Annotated in this window: 13 protein-coding genes; 7 read left to right on the forward strand and 6 right to left on the reverse strand. The window is 54.0% G+C overall.

Annotated features, from left to right (window positions below; genetic code table 11):
- The first annotated feature begins 10 nt into the window (after window positions 1–10).
- The gene (locus A3850_RS14565) at window positions 11–649 is read left to right on the forward strand and encodes an outer membrane beta-barrel protein (protein WP_068217966.1); all 639 of its coding nucleotides are present in this window, start codon (window positions 11–13) and stop codon (window positions 647–649) included.
- Between the two features lie 37 nt (window positions 650–686).
- Here the strand turns inward: A3850_RS14565 and A3850_RS14570 are convergent, their stop codons facing one another.
- A complete protein-coding gene (locus A3850_RS14570; RefSeq protein ID WP_068217969.1) occupies window positions 687–1,187 on the reverse strand; it encodes a hypothetical protein in 501 nt (166 codons plus the stop codon).
- Between the two features lie 218 nt (window positions 1,188–1,405).
- Window positions 1,406–1,696, reverse strand: a complete 291-nt coding sequence (locus A3850_RS20460; RefSeq protein WP_231915332.1) for a hypothetical protein — start codon at window positions 1,694–1,696, stop codon at window positions 1,406–1,408.
- Between the two features lie 124 nt (window positions 1,697–1,820).
- Here A3850_RS20460 and A3850_RS14580 point away from each other — a divergent pair, with 124 nt between their 5' ends.
- Window positions 1,821–5,804, forward strand: coding sequence for a hybrid sensor histidine kinase/response regulator transcription factor (locus A3850_RS14580; RefSeq protein WP_068217975.1), 3,984 nt, complete (start codon window positions 1,821–1,823; stop codon window positions 5,802–5,804).
- Window positions 5,805–6,140: 336 nt separating this feature from the next.
- Here A3850_RS14580 and A3850_RS14585 read toward each other — a convergent pair whose 3' ends face one another.
- Together A3850_RS14585 and A3850_RS14590 are read right to left on the reverse strand one after the other, a co-directional pair.
- Window positions 6,141–8,477 (reverse strand): family 16 glycosylhydrolase, encoded by a 2,337-nt coding sequence (locus A3850_RS14585; protein ID WP_068217978.1) that lies wholly within the window; start codon window positions 8,475–8,477, stop codon window positions 6,141–6,143.
- Between the two features lie 548 nt (window positions 8,478–9,025).
- Complete coding sequence (locus tag A3850_RS14590) at window positions 9,026–10,864, reverse strand: family 16 glycosylhydrolase (RefSeq protein WP_068217981.1); 1,839 nt, start codon at window positions 10,862–10,864, stop codon at window positions 9,026–9,028.
- Between the two features lie 307 nt (window positions 10,865–11,171).
- Here A3850_RS14590 and A3850_RS14595 point away from each other — a divergent pair, with 307 nt between their 5' ends.
- From A3850_RS14595 to A3850_RS14615, 5 genes are all read left to right on the forward strand, one after another.
- Window positions 11,172–14,219, forward strand: a complete 3,048-nt coding sequence (locus A3850_RS14595) for a TonB-dependent receptor (RefSeq protein ID WP_082921835.1) — start codon at window positions 11,172–11,174, stop codon at window positions 14,217–14,219.
- Between the two features lie 111 nt (window positions 14,220–14,330).
- Window positions 14,331–15,764, forward strand: coding sequence for a RagB/SusD family nutrient uptake outer membrane protein (locus tag A3850_RS14600; RefSeq protein WP_068217988.1), 1,434 nt, complete (start codon window positions 14,331–14,333; stop codon window positions 15,762–15,764).
- A gap of 72 nt (window positions 15,765–15,836) precedes the next feature.
- A complete protein-coding gene (locus A3850_RS14605; protein ID WP_082921836.1) occupies window positions 15,837–17,288 on the forward strand; it encodes a sulfatase-like hydrolase/transferase in 1,452 nt (483 codons plus the stop codon).
- A 110-nt stretch (window positions 17,289–17,398) separates the two neighbouring features.
- Window positions 17,399–18,514 (forward strand): glycoside hydrolase family 43 protein, encoded by a 1,116-nt coding sequence (locus A3850_RS14610; RefSeq protein WP_197494067.1) that lies wholly within the window; start codon window positions 17,399–17,401, stop codon window positions 18,512–18,514.
- A 109-nt stretch (window positions 18,515–18,623) separates the two neighbouring features.
- Entirely contained in the window at window positions 18,624–20,231 is a 1,608-nt protein-coding gene (locus A3850_RS14615; RefSeq protein ID WP_068217995.1) for a sulfatase, read from the forward strand.
- Window positions 20,232–20,276: 45 nt separating this feature from the next.
- Here the strand turns inward: A3850_RS14615 and A3850_RS14620 are convergent, their stop codons facing one another.
- Together A3850_RS14620 and A3850_RS14625 are read right to left on the reverse strand one after the other, a co-directional pair.
- Window positions 20,277–24,431: a hybrid sensor histidine kinase/response regulator transcription factor gene (locus A3850_RS14620; RefSeq protein ID WP_068217998.1), complete on the reverse strand. Its 4,155-nt coding sequence runs from the start codon at window positions 24,429–24,431 to the stop codon at window positions 20,277–20,279.
- A gap of 67 nt (window positions 24,432–24,498) precedes the next feature.
- Window positions 24,499–25,968, reverse strand: coding sequence for a RagB/SusD family nutrient uptake outer membrane protein (locus A3850_RS14625; RefSeq protein WP_068218001.1), 1,470 nt, complete (start codon window positions 25,966–25,968; stop codon window positions 24,499–24,501).
- Between the last annotated feature and the right edge of the window lie 8 nt (window positions 25,969–25,976).

Below are 25,976 nucleotides of genomic sequence, written 5' to 3' on the forward strand. Positions count from 1 at the left end.
CAAATCTTCAATGCTTAACACTAAATCGACTTGCAGTTACATCATCTTCTTTTTGCTGCTGGCTATACCCACCAGCTCCTACGGCCAAGTTCAGATCGGGCCGAGTCTTGGCGTAATTTGGAGCCGCTACTCAGATTCGAGCCCGGAGAAGTATTACTACGTAGTCCAAGAGTTTAAATCCCGTAACTACATAGTGGGTGCGACCTCAAACATACACTTAAGCCAAAAGCTCAGCGTACAGGTGGACGCTGACTATTACAAAACGGGCGCCCGGATTGTAGACTACACCGCAGACGATGGCGGACACGTATATTTCGACGCTAACTATCTGCGGGTGAGTATTTTACCCACGTACCGCTTTTACCGAAATTTTCGAATTGCGGGTGGCGCTTACATCAACCGAATCCTGCGGGCCAACCATCATCAATGGAGCGGATGGACTGGCCGCAGGACCACATTTCGTGATGAAGAATGGTACGATACCTACAACACGGGGCTGGTTGCCCGCTTGGAATACCGATTGGGGCGCTTGGCTCTACGCGCCCAGTACACTCATCCACTTCAGCCAATCGGGCCGGATTTTCGGGCCCGACGACTTTCCACCTTACAAACGTCTGCTGCCTTCTATTTTGGAAAGCAGATTGATTAGTGCATAAGTTCGCCCGTGAGTGGCAGGTGGGAAGCCTCTACATCTCCTCCCCAGCGTGCTCCTCCATCATTTTTTCGTGCTCCACTTTCATTTCGGCGTGTTCTTTCTCCATGGCGGTATGCTCGGCCATGATCTCTTCGTGCTCGGCCTTCATCTTGTCATGGTCTGCCTTCATGGTGGCCATATCAACGGTGCCGCTGGAGTGAGCGGCCATCATTTTGGCGTGCTCGGCGAGCGTTGCGGAATGCTTAGCCATCATCGCGGAGTGTTCGGCCAGGGCGGCTTCGTGGCGGGCTTCAAGCGCGGCGTGTTCGGCGTCAGCCTCCGGGTCGCTGATGGCTCCGTGGTCGTCGAACATTTGCGCGTGCTCTTTTTCCATGGCATCATGGTCGGCCGCCAATTCGTCGTGCTGTGCTTCCATGGCTTCGTGCTCCTCCATCATCGCCTTGTGTTCGGGCGAATCGGCGGGATTTGCGCCACAGGCGGTTAGGCCAGCGACGACTGTAAAGAGAGCGGCGCAACGAGTGAAATTTTTCATAGTAAACCAGTTAAGTACGTTAAAATCTTAAGTTACGCATCGTTGGGGCGTTTCAAAAGACCACTCCTTGTTAGCCACACATTTTGGCGCTGTCGCGGGTGCAGGGGTTTTGGGCGAGTGATGAGGATGTGGCCCCTACCCTACGGGTAAGCATTATTGTATGGTTAAAAGCCGATGGCGGGCGGACTGATTCAAAGTGTAATCAAACGGGAATGCATTCACTTACTAATTGCAACTTCTTCTGGCTCCATTTCCACTCCTTCGCCTAGCGCAAGTGGTTCACTCCAGTAGATGATCGGCACTCGTACTTCTAACTGCAAACCATAACCCCAATCGGATAAAACCACCTTAACGAGTAGGGGCAAATCGGTCATTGCCCACCGCAAATCGGTCAAATACCTACCACTCTTGAATTGTTCGCCTCGATAAAGGGCTAACATCCCAAGAATTTCCATACTGTAGGGCTTTCTTAAATTTGGTCCGGGCAGCCAGGGAAATAAAGCACCCAAGTTTTCTAGTGTGCGAGCGATACAATCCACGTTACAGCACCTACTGTAGGCCTAATTATGATCGAATTGACTAACAGCTGATTCAGTTCCCAACGTGCTAAAGCAACTTTATCCTATTCTGCTATTGATCCTACTTCAATTCGCTGCTGCGGGTCCGGTTCTGATTGCTCAGGGCAATATCCAAGATGAATATTCGGTCGAATATTTGGGCGTGGCGGACGGTCTAGCGAGCAACTACGTCGCCGATTTGATTGAGGACTATCGGGGTATCAAATGGATGGCCACGGAAGGTGGTCTCAATTCCTACGATGGAAGTAGCTTCGAGCTCTACACCCCACGTACGGTAGCCGGAGGGCTAAAGAGCGAAAATATCGAACTGCTCTGCCCCTCCCAAAACGGCCATTTTTGGATTGCCACCAAGACCGGTGGCATCTCGCGCTATAATCCCAGTCTGGACCAGTTCACCAGTTATCTGGATGCACTTTCGGATTTCGTTGCCGATGACCTCCGCGCTCTCGCACTCGCCGAAGATGGTCGTGGTCGGCTTTGGATTGGCACCTACGGCCACGGAGTGCTCGTCCTCGACCCTAATGCGAACAAGGTAGTCATGCACCTCGAAGAGGAAGGTCGCATTCGCGGTGTCACCTCCGACCGCCACGGGAACATCTGGTACGGCGCCATCGGCAGCCTGGCCCATTACCAGACTTCCGAAGATCGGTTTGTCCGTTTCTCAACTGAAAGCAAGGTGACGCGCCTGACGGAAGACACTACGCAGAATAAGATCTGGCTGGCTGCGGGCCGCAATCTGAGTTACCTCGACCTCAATACTTTCTCTATCGTCAGCACCGGGCAAATCGCGGAGATTCCACTTGGCTACAGCATACAAGCGCTAGAAGCGGACCAATTCGGAAGGTTGTGGATAGGCACCTGGGGGGCAGGTTTATTCGTGCGAGACGAAAATGGCCACATCAATGAAATTAAGCTCAACCGTAGTTACGAAGGGCCCGGTAACGCCAACCATCGTTCGGTGGTCGATATCCACATTGACGACCACGATCTAATCTGGCTTTCTACCGCGTTCGGGGGCGTACTGAAATTAGCGCCCCGCCGTGGCTTCGGTTACCTGGGCAACCAACCCCAACGGAGTACCGGGCTGGTGGATAATAACGTCCGCTGCATCAACACCGAGTTTGGAAACGAAATCTGGTTGGGCACCAATGGAGGCGGTATCCATCGCTGGAAGCCGGGTTCCGATCCCGTAGCAGTTCCTGCCTTCCCCGTAACTAAGGTCAACGCTATCGCTAGAACGGAAAGCGGTCTGGTCGTAGCCAGCCGTGAAGGAGTAAACCGTCGGTTGCCGGATGGAAAAGTGAAGAACCTTCCTGGACCAGTAAGCTACATGGCAGCCCTGCATGAGGATAAACACAAAGGGCTTTGGCTTGGCTCCCAGGTGGATGGCTTATACTACCTGACAGATGGAGAACGCCTACCCTCCAGGATCAAACTCAGCCGCGATGAAGACAGGCTAGTCAACGCCAGGGTAAGTGTATTTGCGGAAGACGAAAATCACCTGTGGATCGGTACCTACGGAGGCGTCCATCGGTACGATTTTGTGGCCAATACGCTGGAAACGCCCGCCATGCTGGGAATTGACACGCTCATGAGCCCAATTTGTCACGACCTTCTCTTGTGGGAAGGAAAATTATACGTCGCTACCCCCGCCGGCCTCGTCCGCTTTGCGGTGGCCACTAGTGGAGACCTGACCTACGAACGCCACTTTACGACCACGGATGGCCTACCGGACGATTTCGTGACGGCAATCATCGGACACCCCGAGGGGACACTTTGGGGAAGTACCTCCCGGGGCCTCTTTCACCTTAACCAAGGAGAAGATGTCGTCCGGGCCTTCGGTACGGCGGATGGCCTCACGGCGGGAGCCTTTAATATTGCCGCGGCGGCGGTGGATGAGCTGGGCCAGCTATACTTCGGGGGTACGGATGGCTTAGTATTCTTCAACCCGGATTCGGTCACCTCCGGCGCTCCGCCTGCCTTTGTACTGACGTCACTCGACGTTGATGGCCAGCAGGTCAAAGTAGGCCAGGAATACGCGGGCAAGGTGCTGCTACCGCAGGCGATCAATGACCTGAGTACCCTGAAGTTATCGTACAAGACAGCCAGCTTTTCCTTAGCCTACGCTGTAACGGATTATCAGAATACGGAGACCCTCGTCAGTCAGTACCGGCTGAGTGGCCTGAGTGATCAGTGGATTGAAGTTCCTGAATTCGGTAACATCTCCTTTACCGGCCTCCGGCCCGGTAACTATAAATTTCAGTTGCGTGGCAGCCGGGATCGGGTAAATTGGAGTGCACCCCTCGCGCTCAATCTTTCAATCCCTCCCCCACCCTGGCGGTCAGTTTACGCCTACCTGGCCTACGCCCTCATGGGTCTCTTAATGATCTACTGGATTCGCAGCGGTGCCATTCGCCACCAGGAGCTCACCAGCCGGACGGAGTTGGCGGAACTTTCTGAACGCAAGGAACGCGAACTGACCGAGGCAAAGCTTACCTTCTTTACCAACATCAGCCACGAGCTACGGACTCCCCTTACACTGATCCTGAGCCCCCTGACCGACCTCCTGGCCGGTGGGAAGCTCGCTACCGAAACGCAATCCGTTATTACGGGCGTCCATCGGAACGCAGCCCGGTTGCTCGATCTGGTTAACCAATTACTTGACTTCCGTAAAGCCGAAAGTGGTCTGCTCCAACTTAAAACGGCTCCCGGCAACTTTAGTGAGTTTGCCAGGGAAATCTTTCGATCCTTCCAACCCCTAGCGGACAGCCGTTACATCAATTACCGATTCACCACGGAGGGAGATTTCGATAATTTTTACTACGACCGGGACAAGATGGAAATCGTCCTTTGTAACCTGCTGAGTAATGCCTTTAAATTTTGCGAGCGGGAGGTGAGGGTGACCCTTTACCGCGAGGAGAACGGATTATATCTGGAAGTCAGTGATGACGGACCTGGCGTCCCTCCGGCAGAAGAGCACCGCATTTTTGATCGGTTCGTACAACTGCACCTCGAAGATGCCTCCCTACCCATCAGTAGCGGTATTGGTCTTGCCTTTACCCGCCGCATTGTTGATCTCCATCACGGGGCCATCAACTACCGTAAGAATGAGCGGGGAGGCGCTAGCTTCCACGTAAGCCTTCCCGCAGGGGCAGCACATCTTGAAGCCCTGGAGGTGCTGCAGGACTTCCGTGGACACGACGATGAGAGCCACTACCCTACCCTGACTGAAGATTCGGTTGAGGTCATACCCGAGGTCACCAGTAATCCACTTTCCCTTTTGCTCGTGGACGACAACGCAGAGATCCTATCCTACCTCACCGGCCAACTTAGTAAAGAGTACCGCATCATCTCCGCCCGCGACGGTGAGGAAGCTTTGGGTAAGGCTAAGGAAGTAATGCCGGACCTAGTCGTCAGCGATGTGATGATGCCTAAAATGGACGGTATTGAACTCTGTAAACGCCTGAAGACGGAAATAAGCACTTCCCATATTCCCGTGATTTTACTTACGGCCCGCACCAGCACTGTTTTTCAGGTCAACGGTCTACGGGAAGGGGCGGATGATTACGTGACCAAGCCCTTCAGTTCTGAAGTCCTCCACGCACGTATCCGCGGCCTGATTGGTAACCGGGAAAAGTTGCGGAAGCACTACCTGAACCAATTGCGTTTTGAGCCGGGCGTGGTCACGGTTACGGATGATCCCGAAGAGCAATTCCTACGCCAATTAACGGAGCTGATCGAGAACCAGGTCGGATCGGCAGAACTTTCGGGTGACTCTCTCGCGAAGGCCAATTTTATGAGCCGTTCCACCCTATTCCGCAAGCTTAAGTCCCTCACGGGGCTCTCCATTTCAGCTTTCATCCGCAGCGTCCGGTTACGCCTGGCGGCGGAACGCTTACGGGCGGAACCCCAGACTCCAATCAGCCAAATCGCTTTTGAGGTGGGCTTTAAGGACGCTAAGTATTTTCGACAAACCTTTCAGGAACAATTCGGTACCCTTCCCTCCAAGTACCGTGAAGGAAATAAGGTTAACCAATAAGCGCATGTACTGACCATGGTCAAAAATCCGTTGCGTAACCCGGCAGGGAATCGCATAAATTTAGTGTTGCTGATTTCTAGTTATAATAGCTCCTATTCCATTTTTCAGATCAACGAATGGAGATGCTATTCCTTTATGGTTACCTCGGCCTTTACCAATCCTACGTGCGTCGGTACAGGCAAAAAATGCGCGGCCGCGGGTAGCGGGAGGGATCTCTCAACCCATCTTACCCCGCACCTGCGACCGCGCCCTTCGACTATACTATAAAAACCTAAGCGGGAGATATTGGCCGCTCCCTAACGGCGTAACACACTTTAGACAGATTCCTAAATTTTGCTAACGTACCACCACAAAGCGAGTAGTACTTGCCGGTACGCCTACTTCCGTGAGGTAATAAAGGCCGGGAGGAAGACTGAGGCCACGAAGTGAATGTACCGCACTGCTTTGTAGTTGGTAGCTGCTTACCTCCCGGCCCGCTTGATCTACAATGGTAAACTGTCGCGCCTCGGTAGACGGTTCTGCGGCGGTGAGATCGACGGTAATTGCGCTTCCGGATTTTACCTGCGTGGGATAAATCTTAAGGCCCGAACGTACCTCGCCGCTAAAGCGTACCGTGATCACCTCAGAATAGTTAACCGAGCCGTCCAAGTCAAATTGGCGCAGGCGGTAGTAGTTGAGGCCCGTTTGCGGGTCTTCATCCAGCAGTTCGTAGTCTGATTGGCTATCACGGGTGCCTGCTCCGTCGCGGCGGCCTATTTCGGTGAAGTTCAGGCCATCAGTAGAGCGCTCTACCGCGACGAAATCATTATCCACCTCACTGGCGGTTGCCCAGGTTAACAGTACGGATTTCTGCTGCGCCACCGCTCGGAAGTATGCCAGATCGATGGGCAAGGCGAGGGATTCACAGATCTCCGCTACTCCCAAGTAATCCACAAAGATCGGAGGGCCCGAGCGTACAATCAGGATTTCGTTATCACCGGCCTCCAGGGCAATTTCCATGGTGAACAAGCCGGGGGAACCTCCCTCAAAGCACCAGCGGCCGCTGTCGGTAAAGGTTTGGTCACCCAGGCTGATGCCATTGACTACAACCTCCGCCTGGCGGTCGATAGCGGACATGTAACCAACGTTGAGTGCGTACGTTCCCGCTTCGGCTACGTTGGCAATGAAGCCGACTGAAGACACGTTGTCCGTACTCAGCCGCACGTACTCACCATTTCTGGCGGTAGCGCAAGACTGGATTTCTGCGTCGTTCAGAATAGCGTCTTCTGCGTCAATGTCGGTGAGGCTTACACTGCCGCCGGGCCCCGCACCGAAACAAGTTTGGGGGAGATCGGATATGCTGACGTCCAGGCGATCAAAGGAGCCAAAGAAGTTGGAGGATGCTGCGTTCTGCCCGGTGCTGGTAAAGCGTACCCGGTGGTTCCCGATTGGCAGGTAGATCTCGGGCAACACCACCGAGCGGGAACGCGATTCACGTGAATACATGTCAATCTCTCCGGGCAGATCAACCCAGACATCGGGTTCCACCTCCACGCTGGCCGCCCAGGTGCCAAAGTTCAGGAAAGCCAGGTGCGTAAGTTCCAGCGTGTAATACCCCGCTACATTCTGGCAAATCTCGAAAGTAATGTTGTCCCCGGGTGAGACGTCGCGCATCCGGACGTGGCTGCCGCCGGAGGCATCCGCGTTATTGATTACCGCGACGGTACCCCCGTCGTTTTCCGGAGTAAAATTCTCTAGTTCGAGTTCGGGCGTTGCACAGCCAAAACTGGGTGGCTGCCACACCCGAACGTAATCGAAATAGGCTCTGGTCAGAACGCCGTTTTCGGCGAGGGTGAAATTATCCATAAATGGCGCCGGGCCCGCCGCGGGGGTTCCGAAACTCGCACCGTTGGAGAGCCACAAGTACTGGGCCACGCGGGGAATAAAACGTTCGTTTCCGTTGACCTCGCCGTAGATCGTTTCGGTCGTATCGAAACCGCGCACACCGAGGTCGCCATCGTAGTAGATTCGAATCTCATCTTCCGTCCACATCATGCCGAAAGTGTGGTATTCTCCGTTGTGCAGCCCGGGGGTCTCGTAGCGCAGGGTGTTGGCGGCGCGCGTCCCCTCCGCGTACCCGTCGATGTGAATGACGGCCTTGGTGTAATCTTGGTACCATGCGGATTCGAAGATATCCACTTCAGCTCCGTCGTGGCCGGTGCTGTCGATATTGGCCTGGCCCGCAGAGGTCATCCAGAAAGCAGTGTGGGTGCCCAGGTCTGCCTGACCAATCAAAACCCGGCACTCGTAATAGCCATATCGCGACTGGTAAAGCCCGTCCGACCTAACGGAGCCGGTGTGCATGATTCCGTCGTCCACCTTATCCACGCGCAATACAAGATTACCGTTCTCGACGGAGACGTTATCCGGCCGCCAGTACCATTCATTAATGATGTAGCCCGTCCCCTCATCGTTACCGCGTGGGGCTCGGCTGCGGGGGCTATCGTCCATTACCCACTTTGTGAGGTCAAGAGAATCAGCGCCAAACTCGTCGCTGAAAACAAGCTCCCAATCCGCGGGCATTCCGCTGAAGTCGGGCACTGCGTCGGAGGGAGTTGTGGGGTCCACGAACGACTGGGCGCCGAGGGATCCGGCCAGGAGCAGGCCAAAGAGGAAAGTGAAAGTAGATCGCATATCTAAGTTGATTAAATGCACTAAATGATTTAATGGGCGCTGCCGCGGGTGCGATGTTCGGTGCAACGAACAAGGACCAGTCAGCCACCACCAGTTGATTAGTTGGATGCCCAAAACTACCCGCAAGCGTAGGTGTCAGAAAGGGGGCAAAGCGTCAAAATGAAGGGGGAAATGAGGCAATCCGGCCAGCCAGAGCCACGCGGACGCTGATTTCCAGGTGGTGGTCTGCCGGTCCCCCATCGAAATGGGATTTTCAGGTGCTGGAAGCACTTTCTGGAATAGAATCGTTACCTACTATCGAGTGGGCAAATATCCGTGGTACGGATTCGGTCCTCTGAATAAAATAGGAATCTAAAAGAGGACGAGTTCCCTTTGACTGCCTGGCCTGATCAAAAAGCGCGGTCCGCAGGTACTGGGGCCGGTCGGGTTTACCCCCAACCGATACTGCACCTGCGGCCGCGCCTAACACTACTTATCGAGCATCATACAAAATATAAAAGAGATCTGCTCGCCGCCGTGGACGAGCAGATCTCCGGCGCTCAGGATGTTTACCGGACGACGACGAAACGCGTCGTATTCTCCGGTTTGCCTTCTTCGGAGAGGTAGTACACACCCGGCGGCAAGTTGACGTCCTTCAGGGTGTGCAAACCGCCACTACTGAATTGAGGCTGGCTGCGCACCCGGCCAGTCTGGTCGATAATTGAGAACTTTCTTGGCGCTAAATAATCCCCGGTTGTAGCATCGCTTAATGCTACCGTAATGGTTCCGTGCGACCGGACTGGGTTGGGGAATACTTGAATCTCATTGTTGCCAATTTTGATGACATTGCTGTTGGCATTGCTGTTCGCATTGCTGGCGCTTGCGGGAGTAACCGGGGCTATTCCGGAGCTGCCGAGGGCGTCATTGCTTACGGGTCCTTCATCGCCATCGGCAACCTGGGCGTATTGCTGAACCTGGGCAGTTTCTGCTGGTAAGTCATCAAGTGGGTCGTATACGTATTCAACTCGCAGGCGGTCAAAAGAACCTCTCGTTCCTGGACCTTGGGAATTACGATGAGGCCCAAGAAATCTGAATCTGATGCGATGATTACCCGGGCCTAAACGAACATTCGCAAACCTGACGCTCTGACTTGCCGGACTTGCAGCGTACATACTGAATGAACGGATAGGTATCCAATTCCCGGATCCATCTTCAATTTCAGCGACCCAGCGTCCGTTACGGGGATGGGCGATGTAATCCAGGTAGATGGTGTATATGCCCTCAACGTTATGGCACATTGGGAAAGCGATTCGCCCGCCCGTTTGAACACCGTATGCGAGTAGATGCCTACCGCCACTCGCTTGGCTATGATCTACCCGAGTTAGGGAAGCATCAACTGGGCTGGGTCTAAATGTTTCCAGCTCCATTTCCTGCTCTCCGCACCGATCCTCCGGAAATTGCCAGACCCGCACGTAGTTAAAGCGCGCTCTGGTCAGATAGCCAGGAGGGTGGTCGGTGAATTGATCTACGAATGGATTACCAGATCCCTTGGCAGGCGTGCCAAAACTCGCTCCGTTGGACAACCACAAGTATTCTCCAACACGGGGAACGAAATATCCACTGGTATCGGGCTCGGGGCCATTCCCATTATCCGTCGAGTAGATGATGAGATCACCGTCGGCATTTCGCGCGGGGAGGCCATCGTAAAAAATCTGAATTGAAGAGGGCGTCCAAAGCATGCCAAAAGTGTGGAGCCCTTCATCGTGCAAACCCGGGGTTCGGTATCGGAATGTTTTGGTAGTCTGATGTTCGTCGTACCCATCCGCGTGAATAGCCACGTTAGTTGCATCGGTGTGCCAGGCAGATTCGAATATGTCAATTTCTGCTCCATCAATTCCCCAGTCTCCCAGTTCATTCTGGGTATCGGCCTGCAGCCAGAAGGCTGTGTGGGTACCCTGGGCGGCGGTGCCGATCCGAACCTCACACTCGTAGTAGCCGTACCGCGCTTGGTACCGATGACGTGATCGCACGGACCCCGTGTGCATAACGCCGGGGCCAATCTTCCGAGCTTCCAGATTCAGCCTGCCCCCGCTCTCTTCCACCATAGCCCGTCGCCAATACCATTCGTCGACGTAGTAACCATTCGAATCTACCCGATTGATGGGTAGCACCCCGGGGGTGCCCCGAGGGGTTCGCGATTCCTGGCTCTCTACGATTTCCCATTTGTCAGGATTGAGCTCTCCGTCATTGAACTCGTCGCTGAAGACTAATTCCCAGCGCTGGTTATCGTATCTGGGCGGGAGCCGGGGTCGCTGGTTAGTGGAGGTTGCTGGGTCAACGAAGCGATTTTGCCCAGTAAGGCAGGTGGTGGCCACCAAGGCCAGTAATAACATAATAGAATAACGCATGATCTAATAGGTGTGAAAATTCAAGGTTGCGGATCGTAAATGTGTAAATCCGCAAACGCGCCGGTACCCAGCCCAGTGCAACGAGCAAGGACCGGACGCGCAACGGGTTATCCGTTCGATGAGCCGAATCTATTTTACCTTGAATCGACCGGGCGGGGTTTGGGCCGTCAAGCACCCGGGGGCTACCGGGCGGAACGTAAAGTGCCATCTCCTGCTGTGAATACCTCCCCCCGTTGGCTGATTTACCCCCCTCCTATTTTCCCGGACTGAGTGACATTTGTCCTAACGAACTAAGCACTCACCAGTCATGCAAAAACTTACTACATACTTTACGTTGCTATTGCTCCTTTGCGGGAGCGTTGCCCTAAACGCTCAGGCCAGGACGGTCACCGGAACCATTACCGACCCGGATGGGACGCCACTCATCGGGGCGACCGTCCTGATTGTAGGGACAACCAGTGGCACCGTCACCGACTTTGATGGCCGCTACAGTATTCAGGCCAGCCCCGTGGATACCTTATACTTTACCTACACAGGTTACGGTGCCCAACGGGAAGCTGTCGGTAACCGGGCGTCGATTGACCTCTCGCTGCAGCCCGATAGCGAGATACTGGACGAAATTGTGGTGGTCGGCTACGGCACCCAGAAGAAGGTCAACCTGACCGGGGCCATCTCCACCATAAACGCTGAGGAACTGGCGGCCGTCCCGGTACCTAATACCCTCAATTTGTTGCAGGGGCAGGCCGCGGGCGTTCAGCTCACCATGCCCGGCGGGCAACCGGGTTCGGACCAAGCCATTATCCGTATCCGTGGCGCGGGTAGCATTGGAGGTGACGCCAATAACACCGCAAAGAACAACCCACTGGTTCTGATTGACGGCCTCCAGTCAACCCTCGGGGACCTAGGGAACCTGAGCCCGAGTGAGATCGAAAGCGTGAGCGTCCTGAAGGATGCGGCGTCATCAGCGATCTACGGAGCGCGGGCGGCCAACGGCGTAGTACTCGTGACAACCAAGCGCGGGAAGGCGGGTAAGACGCGGGTCAATTTTTCCACTTTCCAGGGCACCCAACGGGCAACTATTCTGCCTGAGTTCGTGGATTCCTGGGAGTACGCCGAACTTAAGAACGAAGCCCGCATTAATGCCGGCCGCCCTGCGTATTTCACGGAGGCTACCATTGACAGCCTGCGGGCGGGAAACAATCCGGACCTCTACCCAAACACCCACTGGGAGGACGAGGTGTTCGGTAATGGTTTCATCAGCCGCTACGATCTTGGCATCAGTGGCGGTACGGAAAAATCTCAATTCCAAGTCAACGGGTCTTTTCAAGATCAAGATGGGCTCATTGAAAAGCAGGGAGCGAAGCGGTACAACCTTCGGGCAAACGTACAGACGCAGCTTAGTGACCGAATAGACTTCGGCCTGAATATCGGTGCCTACCGCCAGGACCGCCGGGCATCCGCAGCATCGACCACCACAATCGTACGCCGGATGTATTTCAGCCAACCACTCGTTCCGGTGCGTTGGAACACCGGAGACTTTGCCGGGGAGCTGGCGGGGTTCACTACCCTCGGAACCGGCAACCCAAAGCAGGTACAAAACCCCATCGAAAGGGTACTGCTCGGAGATTTGCAGGACATCAGTGACCGAATCACCCTACAGGGTAACTTCGGAATCCGATTAATGGATGGGTTGCGTTTCCAAACCAATCTGGGCTACTCCTACAATTCATCTACGTTGGAGTCTTTCACCCCTACCTCCCAGGTGGTCCGCTTCAACGGCGTCTTCGCCGGCGGCATTAGGAACAACTCGCTCATCAACGAATTCGCCAGTCGGGCCCAGTACCAAATTGATAATCTGCTGACGTATAACCGGGGCATCGGCCAACATTCTTTTGATTTGCTCGTAGGGCACTCCGCGATCGATACCAAGAATCGCAACTTTGGTTCTTCCGTGATGGATCTGGCCGGCGGGCTCAGCGTACTTGACGCTGGGATCACGGACCCTACCGTGACCGGCGGCCGGTCAGACTGGGCGCTGCAGTCTTTATTCGGTCGCTTCAACTATACTTTTGACGATCGCTACTTGTTTGAGGCCAATATCCGCCGTGATGGGTCCAGCCGTTTTGGGCGTGAGAATCAGTACGGAGTGTTTCCATCGTTCAGCCTTGGTTGGCGCCCCACTCAGGAAGCCTTTCTGGAAAGCATCGCGGAGGTAGCCGACGTAAAATTCCGCGCCAGTTGGGGAACGCTAGGTAACCAGGAGATTGGCAACTACTCCTACATTCAGAACATCAACATTGAGCAGAATTACGTCGATGCGGATGGCAACATCATCAGTGGTGCCGCCATCACCGGATACGCCAACCCCGCATTGCGTTGGGAAGAAACGACGACGTCAAATATTGGTGCCGACGTGGCCCTGTGGAACGGCAAGGTCAACCTCAGCGCGGATTACTTCGTGAAGCGGACGGATGGTATCCTGACCAGTCTTCCCTTGGCGCCTTCTTACGGAGCGGTTGGCTCACCCACCCAGAACGCGGCGGTTGTGGACAACAGCGGTTGGGAATTTCTGGCCGGTTACCAGAATACCTTCGGAAAGTTCCGTTTTGGCATTAGTGGTAACCTTGCTACGCTGGAAAATGAAGTCATTGACTTTAACGACCAGATTCGCATTGATGGGGTGACCATCACTCAGGAGGGTGAAGCGATCAATTCCTTCTACGGGCTCGAAGCAGTCGGTATCTTCCAAACCGAACAGGAGGTGGAGGCGCACGCCACTCAACTTGCAGGCACCTCGCCAGGGGACCTTAAGTACAAAGACCAGAACGGTGATGGCGTCATCAACGATGAGGACCGCACCGTCATTGGCAATCAAATCCCCGGGCTGAGTTACGGTTTTAATCTGGACTTCTCTTACGCCGGTTTTGACTTTTCCGCCCTCTTTCAAGGCGTTGGTGACGTAAGTGTTTACGGCCGTGGGTGGGGCAACGATGGTGTACAGAACCCTCGGGCAAATACCGTACGCCGCTGGCTGAACCGCTGGACGCCGGAGAACCCCAGTGAAGAGTTTATTCGCGTAAACGTGGCCGGTGCTTTCAATTCACCAATCAGTTCTTACTGGCTGGAAGACGCAAGTTACCTACGCCTTAAAAATGTTCAACTTGGCTACACCTTCAGAGGGCCGGCATTCGACAAGGTCGGGCTGAACCAGCTGCGGGTCTACGTAAGTGGGCAGAATCTGCTCACGTTTACCGGCCTGGAAGACTGGGATCCGGAACGGCTTCCGAGCGTGACAAACATGGCCTTTCACCCCCAAACTACTACTTACGCCGCTGGCCTCTCCGTTAGCTTCTAGGCATCGAAAGCGGCTATCCGACCGCCTGATCTCAACTACCTCCAAACAATTTAAGCAAATCCGTGCACTAGAAGATTTAATTCTTCTACTGGCACTGGCAACCATAACATCATGCGATTTTCTAATCTTATAAATATCCTGGCACTAGTAACAGTCCTCTGCTCGTGCGAGTCTGATTTCCTTGCCCGCAATAACCCAAATGCAGTCACCGAATTCAGCTTCTGGGAAACGGAAGCAGACGCTGACGCCGCAGTCCTCGGCATTTATTCCGCCCTGCAACCCAACAACCTGTACGGCAAGAACATCTTCGATTTTGAAGCGGCCAGCGATAACGCCTACAATAACTTCGATTTTGAAGGCTACCTCGAAATCAGTGAAGGACGACACCAAAACACGACGGCCGTAATAAGCCAACTTTGGGTGGGCAATTACACCGTTATCAACCGGGCTAATGAGGTTTTGGCGAACGTCCCGGACATGGACATTAATCAGGCCGCTAAGGACCAGTTCACCGGGGAAGCCCTGGTGCTCCGCGCCCTGGGTTACTTGAATCTCACGACGTTTTACGGTAACGTCCCTTTCTTTACTGAGCCACTCGAGTTAGACGCTCCTCCCGCTACGACGGACCGGGAAGTTATTCGCACCGCCATTCTGAGCGACCTCGCCACTGCGGTAGACCTTTTGCCAGACAACGTCCCCGCCCGCGTGGACCGTGCCGTTGCACTCGCCATGCTGGCCAAGGCCAATCTCTACGCAGAGAACTGGGCGGCTGCCGCTGACGCAGCCCAGCAAGTAATGGATATGAATTTCAGCCTTTATGAAGATTACGGTGCGCTCTTCACGCCGGCCAACGAAAACGCCAGCGAGATTATTTGGGCGGTGAAATACACGCAATTCATTGCCGGGGAAACAGAAGAATTTTCCGGCCACCGCGTCAATATTCTTCCACTCCCGGAGTTTGTTGAATCCTTTCAGATGACGGACGGTCTCTCCATTAGCGAAAGCCCATTATACAATCCGGCGATGCCCTGGGAGAATCGTGACCCACGTTGGGACGCCACCTTTACCCGTGAAGGCGAAAATCAGGCCGATATTCCGTTCGTCCCCGCTGATTACGTAATCCCCTACGCCTATCAAAAGTACACTAACCCCGTACGTGGCCAGGAAGGAGGGCAGGACTTTTACCTGATCCGTTATGCGGACGTCCTGCTCATGTTCGCCGAGGCAGCCAATGAGGCCTCGGGCCCGGACGAGAGTATCTATGCTGCCGTCAATCAGGTGCGGAGCCGGGTGGGTATGCCCGGACTTCCTGAAGGTCTTGACCAGGAGGGTATGCGGGATGCCATTCGGTTGGAGCGCCGGGTGGAGTTTGGTTTCGAAGGCAATCGCCTCTTTGATCTCTTCCGCTGGGGTATTGTCGACGAAGCTTATGCATCGATCTCCTTTCACGACCGAGTTTTTGAAGCGGGTAAACACGAGTTCTTCCCCATCCCACTTGGAGAATTGGATAACAACCCGAATGTGGTTCAGAATCCAGGCTGGTAAGTCTACTCATTCAACGCGACTCTTTGCAACCACGATCCGTATTCCCCTTAGTTACCCTATCCCCATATTCATATGTCTTATTCGAAACTGGCGCTACGAATTTGTCTTGTGGCCCTGGTGCTGACCGGCCTTAGTGGCTGTTTTTCTTCGGAACGCGCCACCGTTGTTACGGATGACCAAGTACTAAGCCCAGCACGACCCAATATCCTTCTCATCCTGGCGGACGACGCCGGATGGGGGGATTTTGGTTTCCAGGGGGCGGCTGATCTACGGACGCCTAATCTTGACCAATTGGCTCTGGACGGTACCATTTTTACTCAGGCGTACGTGTCGGCCAGTGTTTGTAGCCCCAGCCGGGCTGGCCTGCTGACCGGGCGCTACCAGCAACGGTTTGGTCACGAATGTAACCTGGAACCCCTGCAAGCCCGAGCTTTCGATTCCAACCAGATCAGTATTGCCGAAGCTTTACGGGATGAAGGCTACCACACCGCAGCCTTCGGTAAATGGCACCTAGGCGAGATGGAACACCAGCACCCATTGCGTAATGGTTTTGACCACTTTTACGGGTTTTTGGCCGGAGGGCGCACCTATTTTCCTGATCCAAAAGTTGACCGGGCGGGGGATCCTCACGCTTTACTCGACGATTATGCGCAGACTAATTTTGAAGGATACCTCACCGATGAACTAGGCGACAAAGCCGCGCGGTACGTCGAGCAGAGAGCTACCGATAGCCGGCCCTTTTTCGCCTATCTCGCCTTCAATGCGCCGCACACGCCAATGGAGGCGACCGAGGAAGATCTGGCTCTTTTTCCCAACCACGATCGACCCGTCTACGCTGCCATGGTATACGCCATGGACCGGGCCATAGGGCGGGTCATTCAATCACTCAAAGCAAACGGCGTGTATGAAAATACGCTGATCTTCTTCCTGAGTGATAACGGTGGTGCCCACAGTAACGACAGTTCGGTTGGCCCGCTAAAAGGCTGGAAAGGCAATCAGTTTGAAGGTGGCCTCCGGGTTCCCTTCCTCGCCAGTTGGCCCAATAGGTTACCTGCCGGCAATCAACACTTTGGGATGATTTCTTCGCTGGATGTTTACGCGACTGCCATCCACGCGGCCGGTGGAACCCCGGCCCCAGCCCTGGACGGATCGAGCCTGCTTACCCTGCTGGAGAAGGGGGATAGCCAGGCTCCTAACCATGAGGCTTTGTACTGGCGTAAGGACGAGATGTCCACCATTCGCTACGGCGATCATAAACTCATCCACCTGGATGAATTCGGCGACGTGGTTTACGCTTCCCGGAACAACATAATAGACGAAGACACAAACCTGGCAACAAGCGATAAAGACCTGCATGATAGTCTAAGCTTGGCCCTCCAAGCCTGGGAAAATACCCTGAAGGATCCGATCTGGGTAGAAGGGGAACGGTGGAACGAGGTTACCCGCCATATTTACGAGCGGCTTATGCAGAATGACACCGTGCTCTACAAAGACCCCGCCCAAATGCGGAATTCTCGCAAATAATCAGTCACGTAAATCTATTCGGTCGATAATACCGAGTAAACACCCGTCAATAACCCAAACCACTCTTAATGCCGTCCTCACCACAAATAATTGCCCTGATATTGATTGGCTTGGCTGGACTATTTTCCTGTAACCAAAAGAAGACCGCACCGCGCGAAGCGCAAAAAACAATCAAACCCGGTGCTGAACGCTGGCTGGATACCGATGGACAGCACATCAACGCCCACGGCGGGGGCATATACATCGAGGACGACACTTACTATTGGTTTGGCGAACATAAGATCGCGGGTGAGGAAGGTAACCGGGCCATGGTTGGTGTACAGGTCTATTCTTCGAAAAATCTAACGGAGTGGACGAACGAAGGCGTTGCATTGGCCGTACACGGCGATACGAAGAGTATGCTGCAAAAAGGGTCAACTATCGAAAGGCCAAAAGTCATTTATAACGACAAGACGGGTAAGTACGTCATGTGGTTCCACCACGAATTGAAGGGCAAAGGTTACGAGGCAGCACTGGCCGGAGTAGCTACGGCCGATAAGGTTACCGGCCCGTATACCTATCTCACCAGTCGGCGACTTCACCCTGGGGTCTACCCCAAAAATTTCACCTTGGAACAGCAACAACTAGCAGCTACCGCGCTTAAGGACACTTCCTTGAAGCGGCCGGAACTGGGGAGGGTCGGTGCCTACTTGGTGAGGGATTACGAAGGCGGGCAGATGTCTCGGGATATGACCCTTTTCAAAGATGCTGACGGAACTGCTTACCACATTACCGCATCCGAAGAGAATCAAACCCTGCACGTCAGTGAATTGACTGACGATTTTACCAAGGTCACGGATAATTACGTGAGAATTTTACCCGGAAAAAGGAACGAGGCCCCCGCCGTATTCAAGAAGGACAGTACTTATTACTTGATCTCTTCCGGTCTGACGGGATGGAAGCCAAACCCGGCGCGATCCGCCAAAGCGCCAACGATATTTGGCCCCTGGGAGGAGCTGGGCAATCCCGTCCGGGGAAGCGAAGAGGACCTCAAGAAGACGTTTCGTAGCCAAAGTACCTACGTGATTCCCGTACTTGGAAAGCAAAATGCCTTCATCTTTATGGGAGATAGGTGGGCACCCAAAAACCCCATCGACGGTACCTACGTGTGGCTACCCATTAAATTTGAAGAAGAGAATCCCACGCTCCGCTGGCTCCCTGAGTGGGACCTTAGCGAGTTTGATTAGTAGTCCCCAAATACCGGGGTTCTATTCCAGTCTCATAGTGGTCATTTTCTTACTTGCCAATTAACCTCGCACCCGCGGCAGCGCCCTTAAACAGTTTAAACTGCGCTTCATGAAATCCATTTCGTTCAGGGCCTTTGTGCTGTTGTTGATGCTGGCGTTGATGGCTAAGTGTGCTTCCAGGCAGGAAGGAACTGTGGAGAATGTCAAGACACCCGATCAGCCCAACGTCCTCTTTATTCTGGCTGATGACCTCGGCTATTCTGACCTGGCCTGCATGGGTTCCTCGTACTACGAAACGCCAAATCTAGACCGGCTGGCCGCTATGGGCGCCCGGTTCACGAATGGCTACGCAAACTGTCGGGTTTGCAGCCCCAGCCGCGCCAGTCTGCTAACCGGACAGATACCAGCGCGCCACGGCATAACGGATTGGATCGGGGCGCGTACCGGAGAAAACTGGCGGACCCACAAACGGCACAACAAGCTACTACCCGCGGAATACGTGCGTACGCTTCCCGCCGCCAACAAAACCATGCCCGAGGCTTTCCGGGAGGCAGGATATAAAACTTTTTTTGCCGGGAAATGGCACCTTGGAAGCGAAGGCTCCTGGCCGGAGGACCACGGTTTTGAGATCAACGTCGGAGGTTTTGAAAGTGGAGGACCCCGCGGCGGTTACTACGCGCCATTCAAAAATCCAAAACTGCGCGAAGGACAAAATGGTGAGAACCTAACCCTCCGTCTGGCACGGGAAACGGCCGATTTCATCAGCGCTTACCAGGACAGTAGTTTTTTCGCCTACTTATCGTTTTATGCCGTGCACGGGCCGGTCCAAAGTACCCGGGCGAAGTGGGATAAATACCGCCGAAAAGCTTTAGAAGCGGGCGTGGCGGACGAGGGATTTACCATGGAACGTGTTCTGCCCTACCGCTTGGCGCAGGACTATCCGGTATACGCCGGGCTGGTGGAACAAATGGATGACGCGGTCGGGATCGTACTGGATTCACTAGAAGCAAACGGCTTACTGAGCAGTACCATCATTGTTTTTACGTCCGACAACGGCGGTGTCGTCAGTGGCGATGGTTATTCCACTAACCTACTACCGCTTCGTGGCGGAAAGGGGTACCAATGGGAGGGCGGTATCAAGGTTCCCCTATTACTTTACGCACCGGGGTATACCGAGCCGGGTTCGCAACCGACGTCTTTGGTGACTGGTGTGGATCTCTACCCTACCCTGCTCGAATTGGCTGGCCTACGCCTTCAACCCGAAGAGCACCGAGATGGCATCAGCCTGATTCCAGCACTTTCGGGAGATACACTACCGGAACGCGATCTTGTTTGGCACTACCCGCACTACGGGAACCAGGGCGGTGAACCGAGTTCAATTCTTCGGCGGGGCGACTGGAAATTGATCCACTACTACGAGGACGGGCGGGATGAACTTTACCAGCTGTCAACTGACGCCGGAGAGCAACAGGATTTGTCCACTAAATACCCTATGCGGGCAAAGGAAATGCGTACCCGATTATTGTCTTTCCTGGACGCCCAGAATGCCAAATATCCCCTAGAGGACCCCACGTACGACCCACAAGCCAGAACCACGGTACTAGAAAGTTACCGCGGAAGCTTGAAGGAACGACTGGAACGAACGCGTGCCGCCCAGTATGATGAAAATTGGTCGCCCAACGCAGATTGGTGGGGAAGTTTGGAGACGGATGATTGAGTCAAACGTTGATTTTAACCATCGCCATACGGCCCGTGACCCACCCTACTCACCATACCGCGAAGGCGGCACCCCAAAGTGCTTGCTAAACGTTTTGCTGAAGTAATGCGGGTCATCAAAACCTACCTGCATGGCTACTTCCGCGATGCGGATATTCTTGTCCTCCAACAACTGCGCGGCACGCCGCATCCGGGCATTGTTGATGAAACGCTGCAGGGATAAACCGGTGCTTTTTTTCAATTTTCGGTATAGCACCGAATGGCTCATGTTCATTTCAGCGACCAAGGTTTCTACCGAAAAATCGGGGTTGCCAATATTCTTTTCGACAATTTCCATCGCGTCGGAAAGTAGCGCCTGCTCTTCATCGGGCAGATCCGGCGCCGTGGGTGTCATCAACGATTGCTGTTGGTGATAGCGGCCGACCTTGTGGCGATTCGCAAGCAGGGCCAATGCTTTCGCGCGCAATAGTCGCGGGGCGAATGGCTTGGTGAGATAAACGTCGGCACCCCGGTTATGTCCCTCGAGTTGGTGCACGGTGGCCGTCCGGGCGGTAAGCAAGATCACCGGGACGTGGGCCGTGGCGGGGTTCTCCTTCACCATTTGGCAGAGCGTCAAACCGTCCATCGGTTCCATCATCACGTCGCTGATGATCAGGTCGGGTGTCCGCTGCTCAATCAGTGGCCAAGCCTCCGCCCCGTCCCGGGCGGTGGTGATGTGCAATGAATCTTCAAAAACCGACGCCACGTAGGCCAGGACTTCCTCGTTATCCTCGACGATCAACAGGTGCCCAGCGTCAGGACCGGGTGTACGATTATTCGTTTCGACCACTTCCCGCGACGCTTCGTTTGGCGCTGCCGCAGGTGCCAGGCTTTGCGGGGCAAGCAAAAATTCGGACGCTAAATGTCCGGTACCACACGGCAACTGAATTTTGAACGCCGTGCCCCGGCCGGGAGCACTGTCAACCTGAAGCGTCCCCTCGTGCAGCAGGACGATACTTTTAACCAGTGATAGACCGATACCAGTTCCGTTGACGAGCATGGACTCCGCTTGCGCCGCCTGGTAATAGGTGTCGAAAATGCGGTCCAGCTCATCTGCCTGGATCCCTACCCCATTATCAGCGACGGTCAGCTCGACGTAGTGATTGGTGAGTTTACTTTCCTCCCGTACAGCGTCCTCCGAGGTATGTCCATGTAGCGCGAGGCCGATTTCAATGCGCCCGCGTGCCGGGGTGTATTTCAGCGCGTTGGCCACAAGATTGGTAAACAATACCTCCATTTTTGCCGCGTCGAAGTAAATGGTTGTGGGATTGTCCGGCTTGCGAAAGATCAATTCGATGTTCTTCGAACTTGCCTGGTACTGATAAGCTTCGAGCAAACCTTCCAGATAAGTGGTGAGGTCTTGTTTCAAGGGCTGAAACAAGGTCTGCTCTGCAGAATTTTTCTGGAAGTTCATCAATTGATTGACGGTATCCAGCAATTTGTGCGCCTGCCCATTCAGCAGCTCTATTTTCTGCTTGGCGGCGTCGCTGGAAACGTTGGCCATCAGGTCTTCAATGGGCCCGAGGATAAGCGTAAGTGGCGTCCTGAGTTCGTGGGATACGTTGGTGAAAAACTTGAGCTTGACGTCGTTCATCTCCCGCTCTTTCTCCCGGTTCAATTGCTCGATGAGCAGATCGGCCTTCAAGCGTTGGCGCGCCAGGAAGAGCCGCCGCGCCAGCCAGATGGAGAACAAAAGAATCAGACCATAGATCAATCTGGCTAGATTGCTGGCGAACCAGGGTGGATGCACCACAATATTCAAGCCCGCTTCGTTTTTGGACCATACCCCTTCGCCGTTCGTAGACTTTACGCGGAAGGTGTATTCCCCCGCGTCGAGGTTAGCAAAACTGGCGCTGAGCCGGCTCGGAGGCACGGAAACCCAGCTACCCGGCATGGTATACCCTTCCAATTGGTAAGCGTACTGATGCTTAGCGGGATTGGCGAAGTGGAGCGAGACAAATTCAAGCGAAAAGTCGTTCTCACCGGTATAGATGTCCAGCTTTTCAAGGGAACTAAGGTTACGGGGAAGGACAACCCTTCCGTTGAGTGCTTCCCCAATACTGACGGTTTCGTTGAGTATACGTAATCCGGTAATCCGCACAACCGGAGGGATCGGATTGACTTTGATTTGGGTCGGGTCAAAATGGGTAACGCCATTGATCCCGCCAAACCACAGCCGGCCGTTTGCATCCTTATTCGCCGAGGCTACTTTAAAGGAATTGCTTTGTAGGCCATCGTCAACGTCAAAACGTAAATACTCCTGCTGAACGGGATCAAACCTGGCAATTCCCTGCCCACCGAGCCACAGGTTATCGGAGCTATCAATCAAAATACTTTCTACATCGCTATCGGGGAAATATTTCAATAACCGTGTCACGGATATTTTTCCATCGGTCTCACGATTGAGTTGGTGGAGCCCTCCACCGAGCGTTCCCACCCAGTATTCTCCGTTACTGCCGGCCGCGACTGGCCAAACGTAGTTGACGGCCAAGCTGTTGGCATCCGTCGGTTCGTGCTTTAGGTGCTGTTTCAGCTCTGGCTGTTCACCACCTAGATCCATTATTATCAGTCCAGCATCTTGGGTACCCACCCAGAGTTCCTGATGTACGGTATCGAAATGAAGCGAAGTCAGGTGATCCGTTGGGAAGCTTTCTTCATCAGTGCGGTACCTCGCCGTGACCTGACCGGTGGCGTTCAATTGAAACAGCCCCAGGTATGGGGTCGCTACCCACAAATTCTGTTCATCATCCTCGGCCAGTGCGATGACGCTGTTTTTCCAGGGCGCATCTTCCGGTAGCAGTAGCGAAAATTCAGTGGCTCCGGTTGTACTTATCTTCTGCAGCCCACTAATATTCGTACCAGCCCAGAGCGCTCCGTTTGAGCTTCTCAGAAGGCTGGTGATCTCAATCTTGGTGTCGCCGTCTCCGTCCTCATTTTTCAGGAAATGACTGGTCGATCCGGTCTGGGTGTTGATCCTTGCGAGTCCGTCACGGGTACCTAAATAAAGATGGTTGCGGTGCGGCTCGGAAAGGATAGAACTTACGTAGTTGTCCGTAAGCCCCCAGCCTGGTTGCAGTGAGCTGTTCTCGGTTACAAAAGGTTTCGACAGCAAGTTCAATTTATTGATCCCTCCTGCACTGGTCGCCACCCAGAGCACCTTGGATTCATCCTCAAAAAGATCGTGGATGCGCCCTGAATTGAGGGAGCCTTTTACCTCGGGTCGTACGCGGAATGCATCAAATCGCCCCCCCGCAATTGGGCGCTTTGTTTTCAGAAAATCATCGACGTCCGGTTTTTCAAACCGCTTTAATCCGTACGCCCCGCCGATCCAGAGATTACCAATCGAGTCGTACCAAATTGAAAACGATTCTGGGAAATCGATCGCAGAGCTAACTACTGAAAATTGAAGGGCATCGCCGGTACTCGCGGTAAACCACACGCTGCCATCCGCAATAAGCCAACAACCAAGACCGGGTGTGCGATGAAAAGCCCTGATGTTCCGGAACGGAGCTTTGACGAAAGCCACCTGCTCGTCCTGAACGCGGTATAAGCCTCCTTGGGTGCCCACGAGGACGGAACCATCTTCAAGGGTGACGGCATCCTGTATTTGTACCAGCCTACGGTCCTCATCGGGGAAGAACCGTTGTAACATGCTAAAGGCACCGGATGGCTTGCGGGAGATCAGAAACAAACCCTTGTTGAAAGTGCCCACCCACAAACCGCCATTACCGTCTTCGGTAATGGCGGTGATGTGCGCTCTACTGAGCTGAGCCGCAGTGGCAGCTAATTCTGCGGGGAACTGATCCTCATTGACCCGAATGAAGCGATCCAGGGACCGGTCGTAAAGATTAAGGCCACCATTCTGCGTCCCCGCCCATAAATCTCCCTTCGGGCTGTGGTAAAGCTTACTGATCCGGTTGCCGGACAGGGAATGTGGATGGCCAATTTCGAAGTAGTAGCTCTTTATTCTATTGCCATCAAATCGGTCTAATCCCTTATTGGTGCCAATCCAAACGAAACCTTCCTCGTCTTGTACAACTGCATTAGCGTCACTGTGAGACAGGCCATCGTTGACCGTTAACTGGTCGAATGATACCGTAGCCGTTATTGCCTGACCTTGTACCCCGAGCGGCACGAATAGGAGCAGGACCAGAAGCAGCACGAATGGGATAATAGAAGGATTAACGGTTAGGAAATGAACGCCTCAGCGTGGCTTGGCAAGGTAAGGTTTAATATCCCGGGTTCTGTTCGATAACCGTACCGGCTTCGATGATCACGTCCGAAGGAATCGGCCACAGTACTTGGTGTGCGGCAGCGCTTACTCCCCGTAATTGAGCGTTCTCAATTAGCTTACCGTGGCGGATCAAATCCTGACGGCGTAGACCAAACTCCCAGTACAATTCACGCCCGCGTTCAGCCAGCAGGAAAGTTCGGAAGGCATCCCGATCCGCGGTAGCAGAACTGGGAATGGTCGTCCCCGCCCGGTCAGTCACCTGCTTGGCGTAGGCGACCGCGGTAGCACTTGGTCCTTCCAACTCATTGGTCACTTCAGCCATGGAAAGCAGGACGTCCGCATATCGCAAAAGGACAAAATCAAAACCAAAACCATTCTCTACGTAGTTCGTGTACTTCATTGGGATCGCTCCACTGAGGCCATTGCCTCGGCCAATCACCTGGTCACCGTTGTTGACGTACTCAGCGGCGATGGTTTCCAGGCGCTCATCCTCCGGCGCGTAGGTATCGTAAAACGACCAGGGCATCTCGTTGAGCTTGTACTTTTCCCCCATCGTTACGTCGTTACCGAGCACTTCTTTAGCGTCAAACGGTAGGATGCAGGGGTACCAGATGTTGAAAGTCGCCGGGCCACCAGGCACCGCAAAAATGACTTCCGAATTTTGCTCCTGGGTGAACACAGTTTTATAGTCGTCCTGCAATGCGTATCCCATTTCCGTCAGGTCCTCACCGATCGCGGCAGCTTCCTCCCATTCTTTCAAGTGCAGGTATAGCTTGAATAACAGCATCCGGGCCGGGCCCTGTGAGAGGCGGCCCCAGTCGTTGGTTCCGTTGTAGCGGCTGGGCAGACCGTCGATGGCGGCCATCATATCACTTTCCATGCCAGCTACGTAATCAGCTTCGGAAGGGCGGGCGAGAAAATCATTGTCGTCCAGCGTTGCGGGGTCCAGCTTCACGCTGACCGGGCCGTAGAGGTCGAAGAGCACGTACTGAAACCACCCGCGTAGGCCCCTGGCTTCGGCTACCAGCGCTTCTTTATTCGCGAGATCGGAGGACTCGATCTTATCGATTAGGCTCGTCAGTTTAGCCACGTAACTAACCCGGTTGTAAAAGGCTTCCCCACTGGAGTTCAGCACCGTGGCTGGGCCCAAGGTGTACGTACTGTAGGGGAAAAAGAAAAGGTCGAAAGCCTCATCCGTCTGGGTTGAAGTAGCCCAGGTGTAGCCGAGGAAACTGGCGGAAAGAGAGAAATCAAAGACGTTCCCGCGGGTAATGTCCGTACTCCCGTAATCCGTATTGAATTGGGCGTAGAATGGAATGAACGCTGAAACCACATCCGCCTCACTCTGAGGGAACTGTTCAGCATCGATCTGATTGTAGATCTCCGGTTCCAAAATATCGTTGCAGGCCGAAAAGGAACAACAAAAGAGAAAACCGAGGAAAAGAGTGCGTATGGTTGAGTACATGATCTGTT

Source organism: Lewinella sp. 4G2 (assembly GCF_001625015.1).
Classification (GTDB): Bacteria; Bacteroidota; Bacteroidia; order Chitinophagales; family Saprospiraceae; genus Neolewinella.